Genomic DNA, 17,116 nt, shown 5'->3' on the forward strand with positions numbered 1-17,116 from the left:
CCGTGAAGCGCGTACTAGGCCCGGATCGCGATGACCGACTTCACCAGCCCGCCCAGCCGCTCGAAGTGGATCCGGGACTTCGGGAAGTAGTGCCGCATCTCGGTCACGCTGAGCAGCTCGACCTCCATGGCGATCATGCGCGCGGCGTCCCGGTCGGAGGTCGGCGTGTGCACGAGCGGCCAGCGGCGCAGGATCGTCGTACGGGCGGCGAGGGGCAGGAACTGGAACCCGGGGAACAGGAAGTGCGGTTCGACCGGGAAGTACCGGTACGGCGTCTGCACCCAGTGCCGCTCGGCCATCTCGTGCACGGTGTCGGCGAACCGCTGCCGGCGCTGGTGGCCGCCGACGTGCTCGATGACGGCGTTGGAGAAGACCAGGTCGTAACGGCTGGAGCGGATCGAGGACGGGAGGTCGCAGGCGTCGGCGACGTCTGCCCGCAGCCACGACGGCAGGTCGGCGGGCGGCTGTTCCAGGTTGACGATGTGCGCGTGCGCCGGCTTGACCGGCGCCCGCATCCAGGCCCCGGCCGTGCCGCCGAGGTCGAGGACGCTCATCTGGTCGAGGTCCGGGAACCGGTCGGCGAACCAGCGCCACCGCCGTGCCCGTGCCTTGGCTCCCAGGGAGTCAGGAGCGTCCACAAAACGACTGCGCAGCGCATTCAGACGGCTCATGCAGGGGCTCCTCGGCTCCGGCCGGATCAGTAACCCCTATGCTCGCAGAATTCCGCCTGATCGGCTAAGAGTGCGATTCTTCGTGACATTCTTGCGACGCATACCAATTAACGGTCCGGCGCAGCCCTTCGTCCAAATCCGTGGCAGGTCGCCAGCCGAGCCGGTCCGCCGCCGGTACAATGTCGCCGACCTGCGTGATGTCATGCGGACGATCGGGGGCGGAACCGAATTCGGGTCGCGTGGGCGCGCCGGCGATCCGGTAAAGCCGTTCGACGATCTCGTGGGCCGGGGTTTTCAGGCCCGTCCCGATATCGAGCGTGTGACCGACCGCTTTATCCGACGTGCCCGCCAGGACGAACGCGTCGACGACGTCGTCCACGTAGATCCAGTCGGCGAGCTTGGCCCCCCTGGTGAGCCGGGGACGCTCGCCGCGCAGGAGACAGAGCGTCACGTACGGCACGAGCTTGGTGGTGTCGGGCTGCGCCGGGCCGTAGACCATGCTGGGACGCAGCACGGTCACGGGCAGGTCCCAGAGCCGGTGGTAGAGCTGCGCGTAGCCGGTGGCGGCCCACTTGGACATCGCGTACGCCGACGACGGCGGCGCGTGGTCGTTGCCCGGTCGCGGCTCCTCGATCGAGCCGGTGAACACGGTCCGGACGCCGTGCTCGCGGGCGGCCGACAACACGTTGACCGCGCCCACGACGTTGCTCTCCAGCGTGGCCCGGACGACCTCGTCGCCGCGTGACCCGGTGACCTCGCCGGCGAGGTGGAACAGCAGGTTCGGGCGTACCGACCGGAAGAGCCGCGAGGTGTCGCCGGCGTCGTCGAGCCGGGCCTGGTGCCAGATCTCGCCGTGGCGGGCCCGCTGCGGCCGCCGGCTGATCGCGTGCACCTGCGCGCCGAGCGAGCGTAGGCGTCTGACCAGGTGCGATCCGATGAACCCGGCCGCACCCGTCACCAGCACCACGGCCTCGGGCCAATACGACATCGTGGATTGACCTCCGTGGAAGATGGAGCCGTTCGGGCCGACGGCTCCATCTAATACACGAACTAGCTGATGCGCCAGGTGTCTCCACCCAAGAGCAGCTCGCTCAGGTCGCCGGGGCCCTTCTGCGCCACGGCCTCCTCCAGCTGGTTGGCCATGAGCACGTCGTAGGCCGGGCGGTCGACCTGGCGGAAGATGCCGATCGGCACGTGCTCGAAGGCCGGCTCGTCGAGCCTGCTGAGGGCGAAGGCCACCGACGGGTCGGGGTTGTGGGCGTCGTGCACGAGGATCTGCTCCTCGCTCACGCCGTCCCTGGCGACGACCTCGATGCCGCCGTTGGCGCCGCGCACGACGGCCTTGGACGAGCTCACGATCGGCTGGCCGTGTTCGAGCCGCAGCGTGATGTCGTCGCGGACCGCCGGGTCCTTGAGCTGCTCGAAGGCGTTGTCGTTGAAGATGTTGCAGTTCTGGTAGATCTCCACCAGCGACGTGCCCTGGTGCGCCGTGGCCTCGCGCAGCACCGACTGCAGGTGCTTGCGGTCGGAGTCGATCGTGCGGGCCACGAACGACGCCTCGGCGCCGATGGCCAGCGAGATCGGGTTGAACGGCTTGTCCAGCGAGCCCATCGGCGTCGACTTGGTGATCTTGCCGACCTCGGAGGTGGGCGAGTACTGGCCCTTGGTCAGACCGTAGATCCTGTTGTTGAACAGCAGGATGTTCAGGTTGACGTTGCGGCGCAGCGCGTGGATCAGGTGGTTGCCGCCGATCGACAGAGCGTCGCCGTCACCCGTGATCACCCACACCGACAGGTCGGGCCGGGAGGCGGCCAGGCCGGTCGCGATCGCGGGCGCGCGGCCGTGGATCGAGTGGAAGCCGTAGGTGTCGAGGTAGTACGGGAAGCGCGAGGAGCAGCCGATGCCGGAGACGAACACGATGTTCTCGCGCCGCAGCCCCAGCTCCGGCAGGAAGCTCTGCACCGCGGCCAGGATCGCGTAGTCACCGCAACCCGGGCACCAGCGCACCTCCTGGTCGGACTTGAAGTCCTTCAGCCCCTGCTTGACGTCCGTCTTGGGAACCAGGCTCAGGCCCTTCCCGTTCACCAGCTCAGTCACTGTCGATCACCACTGTCGATCACGTCCTGAATGACTCCGGCCAGCTCCTCGGCCTTGAACGGGAGCCCGCGCACGCGGTTGTAGCTGATCACGTCGACGAGGTAGCGGGCCCGCAGCAGCAGCGCGAGCTGGCCGAGGTTGATCTCGGGCAGCAGCACCTTGTCGTAGCTCTTGAGCACCTCGCCGGTGTTGGCCGGCAGCGGGTTGAGGTGGCGCAGGTGCGTCTGGGCGACCTTGCCGCCGTTGCGCCTGATGCGTCGTACGGCCGCCGCGATCGGCCCGTACGTCGAGCCCCAGCCGATGACCAGGACCTTGGCGTCGCCGTCGGGGTCGTCGACCACGAGGTCGGGCACGTCGATCCCGGCGATCTTGGCGGCCCGGGTGCGGACCATCAGGTCGTGGTTGTCCGGGTCGTAGGAGATGTTGCCGGTGCCGTCGGCCTTCTCGATGCCGCCGATGCGGTGTTCGAGGCCGGCCGTGCCGGGGATGGCCCACGGGCGGGCCAGCGTCTCGGTGTCCCGCTTGAACGGCAGGAACTCGCCGCCCTCGCCGTTGGGCTCGGTCGTGAACTCCTGCGAGATGTCGGGCAGGTCGGCGACTTCGGGCAGGCGCCACGGCTCCGAGCCGTTGGCCAGGTAGCCGTCCGAGAGCAACATGACCGGGGTGCGGTACTTGACCGCGATCCGCGCCGCCTCGACGGCCGCGTCGAAGCAGTCGCTCGGCGAGAGCGGCGCGACGATCGGCACCGGCGACTCGCCGTTGCGGCCGAACATGGCCATCAGCAGGTCGGTCTGCTCGGTCTTGGTCGGCATGCCCGTGCTGGGACCGGCGCGCTGGACGTCAACGATGATCAACGGCAGCTCGGTGGTGACCGCGAGGCCGACCGTCTCCGCCTTCAGCGCCACGCCGGGCCCGGAGGTGGTGGTCACGCCCAGCGCCCCGCCGAACGCCGCCCCCAGCGCCGCGCCGACGCCCGCGATCTCGTCCTCCGCCTGGAAGGTGCGGATGCCGAACCGCTTGTGCTTGGACAGCTCGTGCAGGATGTCGCTGGCCGGCGTGATCGGGTACGAGCCCAGGAACAGCGGCAGCTTCGACTGCACGCTGGCCGCGATCAGCCCGTAGGCCAGGGCCTGGTTCCCCGAGATGTTGCGATAGACGCCGGGAGCCAGCCTGGCGGGCTTGACCTCGTAGGAGACCGAGAACGACTCGGTCGTCTCGCCGTAGTTCCAGCCCGCCTGGAAGGCCGCGATGTTCGCCTTGGCGATGTCGGGCTTCTTGGCGAACTTCTGCTGGAGGAACGAGATCGTCTGCTCGGTCGGCCGGTGGTAGAGCCACGACAGCAGGCCGAGGGCGAACATGTTCTTGGCGCGCTCGGCGTCCTTCTTCGAGATCTCGAAGCCTTCGAGCGCCCTGACCGTCAGCGAGGTCAGCGGCACCGCGTGCACGCGCCACTCGTTCAGGGAGTCGTCCTCCAGCGGGTTGGCCGCGTAGCCGACCTTCTGCAGGTTGCGCTTGGAGAACTCGTCGATGTTGGCGATGATGTCGGCGCCGCGCGGCAGGTCGCCGAGGTTCGCCTTCAGCGCCGCCGGGTTCATCGCCACGAGCACGTTGGGCGCGTCGCCGGGCGTCAGGATGTCGTGGTCGGCGAAGTGGAGCTGGAAGCTCGACACGCCGGGCAGGGTCCCTGCGGGGGCACGGATCTCGGCGGGGAAGTTGGGGAGCGTCGACAGGTCGTTGCCGAACTCCGCCGTCCCCGCGGTGAAGCGGTCGCCGGTGAGCTGCATGCCGTCGCCGGAGTCGCCGGCGAACCTGATGATCACGCGGTCGAGTTGCTGGACCTGCTTCGTCACAGCTCAGTCCTCCTCGACGCGCCAAGGCGCGGTTGCTTTGGGCGCGTTCTCTGTTTCCATGCTAGATCCTCGGAAGGTCACGCGTTTGCCAGCCGCGAAAGCGGGTAACGCGGTCGGAAGTCAGGGTGAGGCGGGAGAACGACGACACAGCCCTGACGCGAGCCTGCAGAGGTCTACATGCAGGCGTGCGAAGAGGACGGTTCGGGTCACGAGCGCCAATGATACGTCCCCCCAACACGTGTGCTACGTCAGGGGCTGCTTGCGCGACTGCGTGCTCCCCGTCTCGTACAGGCGTCCGGCGCGCATCGCTGCGGAGCCGTACAGCTCTGGAACGGTCACGAAGGTGTAACCCTTCCCGCTGAGTTCTTTCAGGATGCCCGGAATCGCGTCGATCGACTCCGCATTGGTGTCGTGCAGCAGGATGATCGCCCCCGGATGGGCCTTGCGCACGACGCGGTCGGTGATCTCCGACGCCTTGGCGCCGGGCTCGTCCCTGGCGTTGACGTCCCAGCCGACCAGCGACAGTCCCAGGTCGCGGGCGACGTCGCGGACGTCCTTGCTGATCGCGCCGTAGGGCGGGCGGGCCAGCGTGGGCTCCTGCCCGATCGCCGCCCTGACGGAGTCGTCGGTACGCCGGAAGGAGTCGGCGATCTTGCTGGTGCCCTGCTTCGACAGGTCCCGGTGGGCCCAGGAGTGGTTGCCGACCAGATGGCCCTCCGCGCTCATCCTGCGCAGCAGGCCCGGCTGCGTGACGGCGTTCGTCCCGACGGTGAAGAACGTGGCCCGCGCCTTGCCGGCGGCCAGCAGGTCGAGCAGTCGCCCGGTCCCCGGCCCCGGCCCGTCGTCGAACGTCAGCGCCACGCACTTGGTCCTGGCGCAGTTCACGCTGCCGGCCCGGTTGCTGGTGGCCTCGGGACTGGCCGTGGGCGTCGTCTCCGGCCCGGCCGGAGGAGCGCTGCGGGCGGCCTCCCGTACGCTCTCCTGCGCCCGGCGTCCCAGCTCGGACAGCAGCGGCGTCACCCGTCCGGCCTGGACGGCCACGGCGACCCGGCCGAGCGAGCACGGCCCGACCTGGCAGTCGTCGAACTCGACCACCAGGTCACCGCCGTGGTTGAAGGCCATGGAGTCGAACTGGTCGGGGTCGGCGCGCACGCCGTCCCGCTCGACCTGCGGCCCGCGTCCCTTGAGCTGCTCCTTGACCAGCACCGTGAGCCGGTCGAGCGCCTGCTGCCCGCCGAGCAGCGCCATGGACCCGGCCGCCTTGCCGGTATGCGGGTCGAACCAGAAGGTACGGGTGGAGTTGCCCCAGCTCGCGCCCAGGAACTCGCCGGTGCGCAGCCGTACCCCGACGGCCTCGGGGGAGCGGGCGGCGAGCTGCCAGTCCATGTTCAGCTCCGAACGCGGGTAGCCGCCGTTGACGCTCTTGGCGGCCCGGAAGGCGCGCAACTGCCGCTCGGCCTCCGCGCGCAGGACGCGGTTCAGGCTCGGCGCGTCGGTCAGTTCGGGGTAGCTGATGTGCACATATCTGCTGTGGTCGTCCTTGTTGGTGATGTTCGCCGTGGACAGGCCGACGACTGTCGCGGGGTCGACGAAGTCGATCGCGGTCGGCTCTGCCGGGACCAGCACGTCCCGCTCGGGCGAGGCGGCGGCCAGCCCGCAGCCCCCGGCCGAGAGGGCCAGCAGAGCGATTCCAGTAAAGAATCGCGTTTGGTGCATGTCTGTCAGGGTATGGGGGCGACTATCCCTTTTGCCCTGTCTTGGGGTTATGGGGTCTGAGGTTTGACTGGGTTACGATCACGTCATGGAGGGCTACTTCGGGTCCTACGTGCTGGTCGCCGTGCTGTTCGCGATCGGCGTCGCCATCGTCGCCGGGGCCCTCACGGTCAACCGGCTCCTGCGGCCCACCAGGCCGACCCCCGAGAAGCTGACCACGTACGAGTGCGGCGTCGACCCGGTCGGCGACGGCTGGGCGCAGTCCCAGGTCCGCTACTACGTCTTCACCTACCTCTACGTCGTCTTCGCCGTCGACGCCGTCTTCCTCTTCCCGTGGGCCACGATCTTCGACGCGCCCGGCTACGGGGTGACGACCCTGGTCGAGATGTTCGTGTTCCTCGGCTTCATCACCCTCGGCATCCTGTACGCCTGGCGCAAACGCGTCCTGTCCTGGACGTAGATCACTATTGACGACCGCTTGGCGTTTCGGCACATTTGTCAGCCGTGTCGAGCACCGGCAAGGGATGGGCGGCGCGCCGCCAGGCAGCCGTCGTCCACAACCTCCACCGTGACGTGATCCGCGCCGCCCGCGAGGGCGGCACCGCTCGGGCGGGCGGGTCGGCCGGGCTCGCGCGTGCGGCCGGTTACGCCCTCGCCGCGCTGGTGCACCTGCTGCCGTTCGCCTTCCTGGCCATCGGCGTCTATCTGGTGACCAGGTTCACCATACTCAGCGTGCCGATCGGGCTGATCGTCATCGACCTCGCCTGGCTGACGCGTCCCCGTCCGGTGCGCGTCCCGGGCGGAGCCGAGACCCTGACCCGGCAGAACGCACCCCGCCTGTACGAGCTGATCGACCGGATAGGCGCGGAGGTCGGCGCGCCCCGCACCGACCTCGTCGTGCTCAGCGGCGCCGTGAACGCCGCGTTCACCACGTACGGCTGGCGTCGGCGTCCTCTGGTGGAGATCGGTTACCCCCTCTGGATGCTCCTGACCCCGGCCGAACGCGTGTCGGTGCTCGCCCACGAGATGGCCCACTCGCGCAACGGCGACGCCAGGCACGGGCTCGCCGTGGGCGGCGCGCTGCATTCGCTGTACGAGCTGCGGGAGGTGACCCGGTTCTGCTGGCAGCCGGGCGACGGCCTGTCCCGGCTGGCCGCCGAATGCCTGCTCGCGGTCGTCGGGCTGCCCGTGCGGGGGGTCACCGTCGTCCTTGAGCTGCTGCTCTACCGGTCGTCGCAGCGGGCCGAGTACCGCGCCGACGCCATCCAGGCCCGCGTCGGCGGGACCGACGCGGCCCTCTCCCTGATGGACGCCCTGAGCACGCGGGTCCTGCGGGCCCACCGGTTCCTGAGCACGCAGACCCTCGCGGTGGGCCGGCAGGACCTGTGGGCGGAGCTGCGGGCGTACGTCACCGCCACGCCGGAGTCCGAGCTCGAACGGCTGCGCGAGGAGACCATGCTGGAGGAGCTGCGGGTGGACAGGACCCATCCGCCCACGCACCTGCGGCGCGACCACCTGGCGGCGCTGCCGTACACGCGGACGCTGGTGCGGGCGGAGGCGATGGAGGAGATCGAGGAGGAGCTGGCGCTGCCGGCGGAACGCGTGGCACGCGGCCTCAAGGAGGACGCCCAGTCGGCCCTGTACCGCTGAGCGGGAGGCGCGTCCTTTGCCTGACCTGCGATTCGCGCAAGAATGGGCGACATGGCAGCAACGGATCTCCCGATGCCCACCGTCGGACCTGTCTCCAGGCTCGCGCCCAAACCCATGCGGTTCGTCCTCAACTGGGGTCGGCGCTATTCCCTGTGGGTGTTCAACTTCGGGCTGGCCTGCTGCGCCATCGAGTTCATCGCGACCTCCATGAGCAGGCACGACTTCATCCGGTTCGGGGTGATCCCGTTCGCCAACGGCCCCCGTCAGGCCGACCTGATGATCGTCTCCGGCACGGTCACCGACAAGATGGCCCCCGCCGTGAAGCGCCTCTACGAGCAGATGCCCGACCCCAAGTACGTGATCTCGTTCGGCGCCTGCTCCAACACCGGCGGCCCCTACTGGGACTCCTACTGCGTGACCAACGGCGTCGACCAGATCATCCCCGTCGACGTCTACGTGCCCGGTTGCCCGCCCCGCCCCGAGGCCCTGCTCTACGGCATCATGAAGCTCCAGGAGAAGATCGCGGGGGAGAAGCTCAGCGACCGCTACGTCTGGTCCCGCTCCCACGGCGCCGAGGACCAGGCGTGAACGCCGCCGCCGTCGCCGCCCGGTTCGGCGAGCGCGCCGAGCTCAGCGAGTCCTACGGCGAGACCACGATCGACGTCGCCCCCGCCGACTGGATCGAGCTGCTGACCTACGCCCGCGACGACCTCGGCCACGCCTTCTTCGACTGGCTGACCGGCGTGGACGAGCCCCCCGACGCCTTCGTCGTCGTCGCCCACGTCTACAACCTGGACACCCGCGAGCGGCTGCTGCTGCGCACCCGTGTGCCGCGCGCCGACCCGCGCCTGGCGTCCGCCGTCGGCGTCTACCGGGGGGCGAACTGGTACGAACGCGAGACGTACGAGATGTTCGGGGTGATCTTCGAGGAGCACCCCCACCTGGTGCCGCTGCTCCTGCCCGACGGCTTCGAGGGCCACCCGCTGCGCAAGGACTTCGTGCTGGCCGCCCGCGTGGCCAAGCCGTGGCCGGGCGCCAAGGAGCCGGGCGAGTCCGGGCACGGCGCCCCGAGCCGCCGCAAGACGCTTCCGCCCGGAGTACCGGCCGATTGGGGTCCGCCTGATGCTTGAAGTGGTGCTGAGCTTCGTCGTCATCCTCGTCGTGTTCCTGGTGCTGCCGCTGATCGTCGGCCAGACCGAGCACAAGGTCATGGCCCACATGCAGTCGAGGCTCGGCCCCATGTACGCGGGCGGCTTCCACGGCTGGGCGCAGCTCATCGCCGACGGCGTGAAGTTCATGCAGAAGGAGGACGTCATCCCGGCCGCGGCCGACCGCCGCATCTTCATGATCGCTCCCGGCGTGGCCCTCGTCCCGTACCTGATCGTGCTGATCGTCATCCCGCTCGACCGCGGCCTGGTCGCCGTCGACCTCGATCTCGGGCTGTTCTTCGTGCTCGCCGTCATGGGCGTCGGCGTGCTCGGCGCGATCATGGCCGGATGGTCGTCGGCCAACAAGTACTCGGTGCTCGGCGGGATGCGGGCGGCGGCCCAGCTCATGTCGTACGAGCTGCCGCTGGTGCTGGCGGCCTCTTCCGTGGCGATGGCGGCGGGCACGTTGTCGATCCCCGGCATCGTCGAGGCGTGGCAGTGGTGGTGGCTGCCCTGGCAGGCGATCGGCGGCGTGGTGTTCTTCCTGGCGGGGCTGGCCGAGCTGCGGCGTCCGCCGTTCGACATGCCGATCGCCGAGTCCGAGATCATCATGGGCCCGATGACCGAGTACACCGGCATGCGTTTCGCCCTGTTCATGCTCTCCGAGTACGTCGGGATCGTCGTCCTGTCCTTCCTGACCACCGTGCTCTTCCTGGGCGGCTGGCACGGGCCGTTCCTGCCGGGCTGGATCTGGACCCTGATCAAGGTCTTCGCGCTGGCGTTCGTGGTGATCTGGCTGCGGGTCACCTATCCCCGGCTGCGTGAGGACCAGCTCCAGAAGCTCGCCTGGGCCGGGCTGGTGCCGCTGGCCCTCGTCCAGCTCGCGCTCACCGGCGTGGTGAAGGTCCTCGTCTGAGGTCCGCGGGGCTTTCTGTTGTGGCGACGGAAACTTTATGTCGTGCTTATCCGTCGTACCCGGCATAGGGGGCCCCAGATGAAGGGGACGACTTGTGAACGCGCAACTCCTGCCCGTAGCGGGTGCGATGAAAGGCGCCCGCTGCCCGAAAGTCAGCCTGACCTCCGACGGCCGAACCTTGACCGTCACCGACGAAGCCAGGGGCCGTTCGACGACCCTGTCACCCGCATCGCTCTACCGTTACGGCTACTCGATCGACGGTTCCGGAAAGAAGTCGCAGGTCCTGACGGGGGTCGCCGCCCTCGACCCCGACGGACTGGTCCTGCTGGACCTCCCCGGCGACTGGCACCCGCCCCACCTGCGGGACTTCGCCGCCAAGGCCGGAATCCCCCTCAGAGACGGCCAGGACGACGGCTCCGAGCGGACCCGCCGGATCCTCGCCGCCCGCGCGCCCGGCTGGGAACGCGTCCGCGGCCTTCCGGTGCCGCGACCGGCCAGATGGAACCTGGCGCTGGGCGTGTGCGCGGGAGTCGCCGGGCTCGGGCTGATGGTGTACCTGGGGGTCACCGGGATGTGGGGGGCCTGGCGCGGCTTCTCGGCCGTCGGACGGGTCCTGATGGAACTGATCGAGGCCAAATGGCTGCTGGTCGCCTTCAGCCCTGCCCTGCTGGTCGTCCGGCCTGTGCTGGGCGGGGTGCATCGGTGGCAGGCGGGGCGCGGCGTGATCGTGGGGCCGCCGGAAGGGCCGTATCTGCGAATGAAGTCGTCCAGGAGGTTGTCGGTCTATCGCCGGTCGGGGGTCATCGCCGAGCTTCCGGTCGAACGGGGCAGCAGCCTTCTCCGGTACCGCTTCGACGACCTGTCCGGCATCTTTCTCCTCGACCCCGCCGGGAACCCCTTGATCCACCTTCCCGGCCGCTGGGCCCCCGCCGCTCTTCACCGCTTCACCGAACGCCACGGCCTGGGCCTGGCGATGCACCGCATATCCCGGGACGAATACCTGACCCTCACCACCCATTCCCCCCAAGCCATCCCCTGACCCCTCTGCCCGCCCCTTCGAGCCGGGTCGAGCTCCGGCTGTCCGGCCTGCGGACGGGGAAGGTCCGCCGCTGCCTCTGACCGTCCGTCGGAGGCGCCGGTTCCGTACGGAGGCGTCGGCGTCTAGTGGACGATCGCCACCATCACGTCCGACGCCGACGGCCGTTCCTGGGGGCGCTTGTTCAGGCAAGCCCCCACAATTCCCCGTAAGGCGGGCGGTAACGGCGACAGATCCGGATGAACCGTAAGCACCCGGTTGAAGACCGCAGGCACGGTGTCCTCCCCGAACGCCGGCCGCCCCGTGGCCGCGAACATCATCGTCACCGCCCAGCTGAACACGTCGGACGCGGGCCCCACAGGCTCCCCGGTCAGTTGCTCAGGCGACATGTACGGCGGCGTCCCCACCATCTTCCCGGACGTCATGGTCATCCTGTCGAGCGCGCGGGCGATCCCGAAGTCGATCACCCGCGGCCCGTCGTGCCCGATCAGCACGTTGCTCGGCTTGAAGTCACGATGCACCACCCCGGCCTTGTGGATGGCCGCCAATGCCCCGGCTGTGGATAACGCGAGCCGCGTCAGGCCGTCCTCGTCGCGGGGCCCGTGGCGCCGTACGAGTTGCTCCAGCGACGGCCCTTCCACGTATTCGGAGACGATGTACGCGTGCTGCCCGTTGATGTTCACATCGAGCACCCGGGCTGTGGAAAACGTGGCGACCCGCCGAGCCGCGTCGACCTCCCGCGCGAACCTCGTACGTGCCGTCTCGTCTACCAGGTCGTGCAGCACCTTGACCGCCACCCGCACCCCGTTGGGCGCCATGGCGAGGTAGACGGCCCCCTGCCCGCCGCGCCCGAGCTGGTGCAGCACCCGGTAGTGCCCGATCCACTCCGGCTGCCCGGGATGCTGCTGACGGGTGGGGGCCGTGGTGCGCTGATGCACGTCGGTGGGACGGTATTGCGGCACGGGCCCCTGCGCCTGCACGGGCGGCCGGTGACGTGCCCGCGCCATCGCCGGCACCAGGACGATCGAATGGGCGATCCCGCCGATCCAGCCGACCACGAACCCGAACGAGATCAGGGTGGACATCGGCTCGGGAATGCTGTCGAAGTCGTCGTAAAGGATGATGGCGATGGCGAACGAGCCGATGAGGACCAGGTAGACGCAGGCGCCGATGGCCTGCCAGGTGCTCCGCAGCCAGTACGCCGCGAACCCGATCGTGAACGGGGTCGCCAGCCCGCACGAGATGAGGGCCAGGACGGCCCACCCGATGGCGGCCGCCCACGCCCCACTACTGGGACGGACCGGATGGCTGTACGGCATGGCCGAGAGACTATCGCCATGCAGTCGTTCATATCGGACAGTCACCCAGCCTGTGGATAACTTCCACTGAACCTGTGGATGGCTGTGGAAAAACTGGGGACAACGGTCTTGGCTCATTCACCTCCGCCGCCAAGTACGTCATGATGTTGAACCATGGCGCGGATACCGGGAGTCGGACTGGCAAAAGGGCTGTCCATCACTCTTCGCCACATGCTGCGCAAATCCGTCACCCAGCAGTATCCCGAGGTCAAGCCGGCTCTGCCGCCCCGCAGCCGTGGCGTTATCGCCCTGGTTGAGGAAAATTGCACCTCTTGCATGCTCTGTGCCCGAGAGTGCCCCGACTGGTGCATTTACATCGACTCCCACAAGGAGACGATCCCGGCCCCGGAAGGCGGACGTCCCCGCCAGCGCAACGTGCTCGACCGATTCGCCATCGACTTCGCCCTGTGCATGTACTGCGGCATCTGCATCGAGGTCTGTCCCTTCGACGCCCTCTTCTGGTCTCCGGAGTTCGAGTACGCCGAGGGTGACATCCGTAACCTTCTGCATGAGAAGGACAAACTGGCGTCCTGGACCCAGACCGTCCCGCCGCCGCCTGCCCACGACCCCGGCGCCGAGCCTCCGAAGGAGCTGACGGCCGCCCCTCGCCGTCCCGCGGCCCGTACCGGGACCGCCCGCCCCGGCGCGCCCGGCCCCGCCGGCGCCGAGGCCCGGCGCGCCACGCGAGAGCGCGCCGCCGGACCGCGCGAGGCCGCCACGAGCGAAACCGGCGCCGGAACGCCGGCGAGCCCTCAGGAAGCGGGCGCCGCCCGTCCGGGGGGCGTAGAGCCGGGGGCGGCGGCCTCCGGTGGGATCGCGGGCGCCGAGCCTGAAGCCGGCGCCGAATCGGCGCTCGGCCCCGACTCCGCCGTAAGCGCAACCCCCAGCACAGAAGCAGCGCCACCTTCCGAACGTGCCGAGGCGGCTCCGTCCCAACAAGGCGGTGACGACACCGGGCGGGCCGACACCGGGCGGGCCGGCGTGACTCCGGCTCCTGGGCGCACGGACGCCGGCCCGTCGGCCGGGGGCGTCGAAAAGCGGGCTCGGCACAGCGCCGACCAGGGGGAGCGGGCGCGCGAGCAGGCCGGTTCCACGGAAGCACCTGAAGCCGCTCCCGGCGAGGGCCCTGCGGCGACCCCTCCCACTGCGGGCCGCCGCGAGCGTACGCGCAGGCCCATGTCGAACGTGCGAGGCATCCGCCCGCCAGGCGCTCTCCCTCCCAGCCCGCAGCCGGCCGAACCGTCATCCACAGAACCCACCCCCGAGCAGGGACAGGAGACGAAGGCTCCGGCCCACCCGTCCGAGCCGACGAAGCCCTCATCCGAGACAAGCCCGTCAGACACGACGGAGCCCTCAGACGTGACGAACGGCGAGGTTCCCACCGAACCCCAGGGCGACGCACCCCGCGCCAACGAGGACGACGACGCTGCCATCTCGGCAGGCGAGGAGCCGAACCGCACGCCCGCCCAGGACCAGGGCCCGCAAGCTTCGGAGGAGCCCCCGCCGGGAACGACTTCATCCACAGGCGAGCCGCCCTCGAACAGGTTTTCCACAGCCACGGGTGAACCGTCACCGGAACCCGGGCCGGAGGAGCAGACTTCATCCGCGAGCCCCCGCAGGCGCAGGATGGCGGACCCACGGTCCATCCGACCGCCGGGGCGGCTCGGCCCTGACGACCCAGAGGAGTCCGAGGAGGAGTCGTGACCGAGGCGGTGCCCTCCTACCTGTCACCCACCGGGCAAGAGATCGTCTTCTTGCTGCTGGGAGCGGTAGCGGTTGGATCGGCGCTGCTCGTCGTCACGACCAGACAACTCGTCCACGCCGCCCTCTGGCTCGTGGTCTCCTTCGGCGCGCTCGCGGGCGGCTACCTGGTGCTGACCGCCGAGTTCGTGGCCTGGGTCCAGGTGTTGATCTACGTGGGCGCGGTGGTGGTCCTGATGCTGTTCGGCATCATGCTCACCCGCGCCCCGATCGGCCGTTCCGCCGACCTCGACAGCGGCAACCGTCCGGTGGCGGCCGTGGTGGCGGTGGCGACGGCGGCGGTCCTGGTCACGGTCGTGATCGACGGTTTCCGTACGGCGTACACACCGCTGACGCCGGGCCACGGGGCGGCGAAGGAGCTGGGCGCCAGCGTCTTCGCCACGTGGGTGCTGCCGTTCGAGGCGCTGTCCGTGCTGCTGCTCGCCGCATTGATCGGAGCCATCGTGCTGTCCCGTACGGACATTCCCGGCTCGCCGCCCGATGAGACGGGGGGTCACTAGTGCACATCGTCTACCCGGCGGTCGTCTCCGCGCTCCTGTTCTCCGTGGGCGTCTACGGTGTGCTCGCCAGGCGCAACACGATCCTCGTGCTGATGTCGGTCGAGCTGATGCTCAACGCCGTCAACCTCAACCTGGTCGCCTTCGACGTGTGGCTGCGCGACCGCCTGCACAGCGGCCAGGTGCTCACCCTGTTCGTCATCGTCATCGCCGCGGCCGAAGTCGGCCTGGGGCTGGCGATCGTCCTGGCCCTCTACCGCAACCGCCGTACCGTCGACCTCGACCACCTCCGCGACCTGTCCGAGCCCGCCGACGAACGCCCGGCCCTGCTCTCGAGCGCCACCCAGGCCCCTGTCGACAACCGCCAACCCGCCCCGGCCCTCGACGGCGGCCGCGCAGACGACCAGAGCGCCGAGCGAGGAGGCAAGCCGTGACGACGTTCCCGCTGCTGGCCGTGCTCCTGCCCGCCATCGCCGCCGCCATCGCCCTGTTGCTCTCCCGCCGGCCGCACCCCCGCACACCGGCCCAGGAACAGCCACCACGCCACACCCCCACCGACAGAGCGCGACTCGCGGCGGCCGAGAAGACCCTCGGCGAACGGGCCAACACCCGGGCCGCGTGGATCGCCATCCTCCCGACCGCCGCCTCGGCCGTCCTGGCCCTGTGGCTGGCCTGGGGGCCGGGCTTCACGTTCCTGGACGGCGGCACACCCTCCGAGCCCGTGGGCCGCGCGTACGGCACGATCGTCACCGGCGGCGTCCCGATCTCGCTCGTCCTCCAGGCCGACGACCTGTCGGCCATCCTCGGCGTCCTCGTGACACTCGTGGCGCTGGCCGTGCAGGTCTACTCGGTCGGCTACCTCAAGGACGACCCCCGCTACCCGTCATACAGCGCGTTCATCAGCCTGTTCACCGCCGCCATGCTCCTGGTGGTCTACGCGGGCGACCTCCTGGTCCTCTACGTGGGCTGGGAGATCATGGGCCTGTGCTCCTACCTTCTCATCGGTCACTGGTGGGAAGACCGGGGCAACTCACGCGCGGCGGTCAAGGCGTTCCTCGTCACCCGGCTCGGCGACGTCGGCTTCCTGTTCGGCATCTTCGTCCTGGGCACGGCGGCGGGCAGCTTCCGTGTCGCCGACGTGCTGGCGAAGGTGCCCGACATGTCCGCGGCCACCCTGACGACGGCCACCATGTTGTTGCTGTGCGGTGTCGCGGGCAAGAGCGCCCAGGTGCCGCTGCACACCTGGCTCCCGGACGCCATGGCCGGCCCGACGCCGATCAGCGCGCTGATCCACGCCGCCACCATGGTCGCCGCCGGCATCTTCATCGTGGCCAGGCTCTTTCCCGCCTTCCTCGCCGCCCGACCCACGCTCGACGTCCTGGCCGTCATCGCGGCGATCGGCATGCTGGGCGCCGCGCTGGCCGCGTTCGCCCAGGACGACCTGAAACGCGTGCTCGCCTACTCCACGGTCAGCCAGCTCGCCTACATGGCCGGCGGCCTGGCCGCGGGCTCCGACCGGGCGGCCATCTTCCACCTGGTGACGCACGGGGCGTTCAAGGCGCTGCTGTTCCTGTGCGCCGGAGTGGTGATCCACCACGTCGGCTCCAACCTGATGACCCAGATGGGCGGGTTGCGCCGCGAGCTGCCGGTCACGTTCGTGACGATGACGGTGGGTTTCGCCGCTCTGATGGGCCTCCCACCGGCCAGCGGCTTCTTCAGCAAGGACGGCGTCCTGGCGGCCATGGACAACGCGCTGGCCGGCGGAGGCCTGACGGACGCCGCCGCACTGCTCCTGTACGGCTGTGCGCTCGCCACCGTCGCCGTCACCGGCGCGTACGCCACCAGAGCCTGGCTCCGCACGTTCTTCGGGCCGCCGCGAGTGGTGGCGCTCCCCGAGCCCGAGCCCGGCACGGCCCACGTCGTCGACGTCACCGAGGCCCCCAGGACCATGCTCGTGCCCGTCATGCTCCTCACCGTCCCCGCCCTGCTGCTGGGCTTCGCGGTGGAGCCGCACGTGGACCTGGCGGTGGCCGCGATCAGCGTCGTGCTCGCCCTGCTCGGCGCGGGTGTCGTCTACGCCGTCTGGCGCGGCGACCCGCTCACCGATCCGGCACGCCTGCTGGGCCCACTGCGGGCCCCCTGCGAGCACGCGTTCTACGTGGACGGCCTCTACGCCGCGCTGTTCGTCCGCCCGATCATGGCCCTGGCCCGGCTGGTCGTCAGAACGGACGACGTGGTCGTGGACGGCGCCGTCCGCGGATCGGGCCGTACCGCCCGCGGCCTGTCCGGATGGCTGCGCCTGGCCCAGAACGGCAACGTCCAGCTCTATGTCAGCGGCGTCCTCGCCGGGGTGCTCCTGATCGCGGTGGGGGCGGTGATGCTCACATGACGGCCCCCAGCCGCATCAGAGCGGCCCACA

Annotated in this window: 16 protein-coding genes and 1 pseudogene; 10 read left to right on the plus strand and 7 right to left on the minus strand. The window is 69.8% G+C overall.

Annotation, left to right across the window (positions count from 1 at the left end; translation table 11 throughout):
- Nucleotides 1–14 precede the first annotated feature (14 nt).
- The 6 genes from ACWCSU_RS14795 to ACWCSU_RS14820 form a co-directional block, all read right to left on the minus strand.
- Entirely contained in the window at nt 15–671 is a 657-nt protein-coding gene (locus ACWCSU_RS14795; protein ID WP_357692267.1) for a class I SAM-dependent methyltransferase, read from the minus strand.
- A gap of 64 nt (nt 672–735) precedes the next feature.
- A complete protein-coding gene (locus ACWCSU_RS14800; protein WP_449935387.1) occupies nt 736–1,659 on the minus strand; it encodes an NAD-dependent epimerase/dehydratase family protein in 924 nt (307 codons plus the stop codon).
- Between the two features lie 62 nt (nt 1,660–1,721).
- Nucleotides 1,722–2,768 (minus strand): 2-oxoacid:ferredoxin oxidoreductase subunit beta, encoded by a 1,047-nt coding sequence (locus ACWCSU_RS14805; RefSeq protein WP_449935389.1) that lies wholly within the window; start codon nt 2,766–2,768, stop codon nt 1,722–1,724.
- Nucleotides 2,765–4,618, minus strand: a complete 1,854-nt coding sequence (locus tag ACWCSU_RS14810) for a 2-oxoacid:acceptor oxidoreductase subunit alpha (protein ID WP_449935392.1) — start codon at nt 4,616–4,618, stop codon at nt 2,765–2,767. Before ACWCSU_RS14810 ends, ACWCSU_RS14805 begins: the two co-directional genes overlap by 4 nt.
- Before the next feature lie 120 nt (nt 4,619–4,738).
- Nucleotides 4,739–4,828 (minus strand): putative leader peptide, encoded by a 90-nt coding sequence (locus ACWCSU_RS14815; protein ID WP_352322479.1) that lies wholly within the window; start codon nt 4,826–4,828, stop codon nt 4,739–4,741.
- A 33-nt stretch (nt 4,829–4,861) separates the two neighbouring features.
- Nucleotides 4,862–6,334, minus strand: coding sequence for a polysaccharide deacetylase family protein (locus ACWCSU_RS14820; RefSeq protein ID WP_449935395.1), 1,473 nt, complete (start codon nt 6,332–6,334; stop codon nt 4,862–4,864).
- 85 nt (nt 6,335–6,419) lie between these two features.
- Here ACWCSU_RS14820 and ACWCSU_RS14825 point away from each other — a divergent pair, with 85 nt between their 5' ends.
- The 6 genes from ACWCSU_RS14825 to ACWCSU_RS14850 all read left to right on the plus strand — a co-directional run bounded on the left by ACWCSU_RS14825 (nt 6,420) and on the right by ACWCSU_RS14850 (nt 11,084).
- Nucleotides 6,420–6,791 (plus strand): NADH-quinone oxidoreductase subunit A, encoded by a 372-nt coding sequence (locus ACWCSU_RS14825; protein ID WP_357692255.1) that lies wholly within the window; start codon nt 6,420–6,422, stop codon nt 6,789–6,791.
- A gap of 44 nt (nt 6,792–6,835) precedes the next feature.
- Nucleotides 6,836–7,981: a M48 family metallopeptidase gene (locus ACWCSU_RS14830; RefSeq protein ID WP_449935398.1), complete on the plus strand. Its 1,146-nt coding sequence runs from the start codon at nt 6,836–6,838 to the stop codon at nt 7,979–7,981.
- Between the two features lie 51 nt (nt 7,982–8,032).
- Complete coding sequence (locus ACWCSU_RS14835; RefSeq protein WP_449935401.1) at nt 8,033–8,569, plus strand: NADH-quinone oxidoreductase subunit B; 537 nt, start codon at nt 8,033–8,035, stop codon at nt 8,567–8,569.
- Nucleotides 8,566–9,111 carry an NADH-quinone oxidoreductase subunit C gene (locus tag ACWCSU_RS14840; protein WP_357692251.1) on the plus strand — a complete coding sequence of 182 codons (546 nt, stop codon included), beginning with the start codon at nt 8,566–8,568 and terminating at the stop codon, nt 9,109–9,111. Before ACWCSU_RS14835 ends, ACWCSU_RS14840 begins: the two co-directional genes overlap by 4 nt.
- Nucleotides 9,104–10,045, plus strand: coding sequence for an NADH-quinone oxidoreductase subunit NuoH (gene nuoH, locus ACWCSU_RS14845; RefSeq protein ID WP_449935403.1), 942 nt, complete (start codon nt 9,104–9,106; stop codon nt 10,043–10,045). Before ACWCSU_RS14840 ends, nuoH begins: the two co-directional genes overlap by 8 nt.
- 94 nt (nt 10,046–10,139) lie before the next feature.
- A complete protein-coding gene (locus ACWCSU_RS14850; RefSeq protein WP_357692247.1) occupies nt 10,140–11,084 on the plus strand; it encodes a hypothetical protein in 945 nt (314 codons plus the stop codon).
- 122 nt (nt 11,085–11,206) lie between these two features.
- Here the strand turns inward: ACWCSU_RS14850 and ACWCSU_RS14855 are convergent, their stop codons facing one another.
- Nucleotides 11,207–12,400, minus strand: a complete 1,194-nt coding sequence (locus tag ACWCSU_RS14855) for a serine/threonine-protein kinase (RefSeq protein ID WP_357692245.1) — start codon at nt 12,398–12,400, stop codon at nt 11,207–11,209.
- Between the two features lie 315 nt (nt 12,401–12,715).
- On the opposite strand from ACWCSU_RS14855, the gene ACWCSU_RS14860 reads away from it, so the two are divergent.
- From ACWCSU_RS14860 to ACWCSU_RS14875, 4 genes and pseudogenes are all read left to right on the plus strand, one after another.
- On the plus strand, nt 12,716–14,143 hold the full coding sequence (locus ACWCSU_RS14860) for a 4Fe-4S binding protein (RefSeq protein ID WP_449935782.1): 1,428 nt from the start codon (nt 12,716–12,718) through the stop codon (nt 14,141–14,143).
- Nucleotides 14,140–14,700: an NADH-quinone oxidoreductase subunit J family protein gene (locus tag ACWCSU_RS14865; RefSeq protein ID WP_357692241.1), complete on the plus strand. Its 561-nt coding sequence runs from the start codon at nt 14,140–14,142 to the stop codon at nt 14,698–14,700. Before ACWCSU_RS14860 ends, ACWCSU_RS14865 begins: the two co-directional genes overlap by 4 nt.
- Nucleotides 14,700–15,002: pseudogene (nuoK, locus tag ACWCSU_RS14870) on the plus strand (NADH-quinone oxidoreductase subunit NuoK); the annotation flags it as partial. The gene ACWCSU_RS14865 and the pseudogene nuoK, both read left to right, overlap by 1 nt.
- A 125-nt stretch (nt 15,003–15,127) precedes the next feature.
- Entirely contained in the window at nt 15,128–17,086 is a 1,959-nt protein-coding gene (locus ACWCSU_RS14875) for an NADH-quinone oxidoreductase subunit 5 family protein (protein WP_449935407.1), read from the plus strand.
- The last annotated feature ends 30 nt before the right edge of the window (nt 17,087–17,116 follow it).

Source organism: Nonomuraea sp. NPDC001699 (assembly GCF_053596455.1).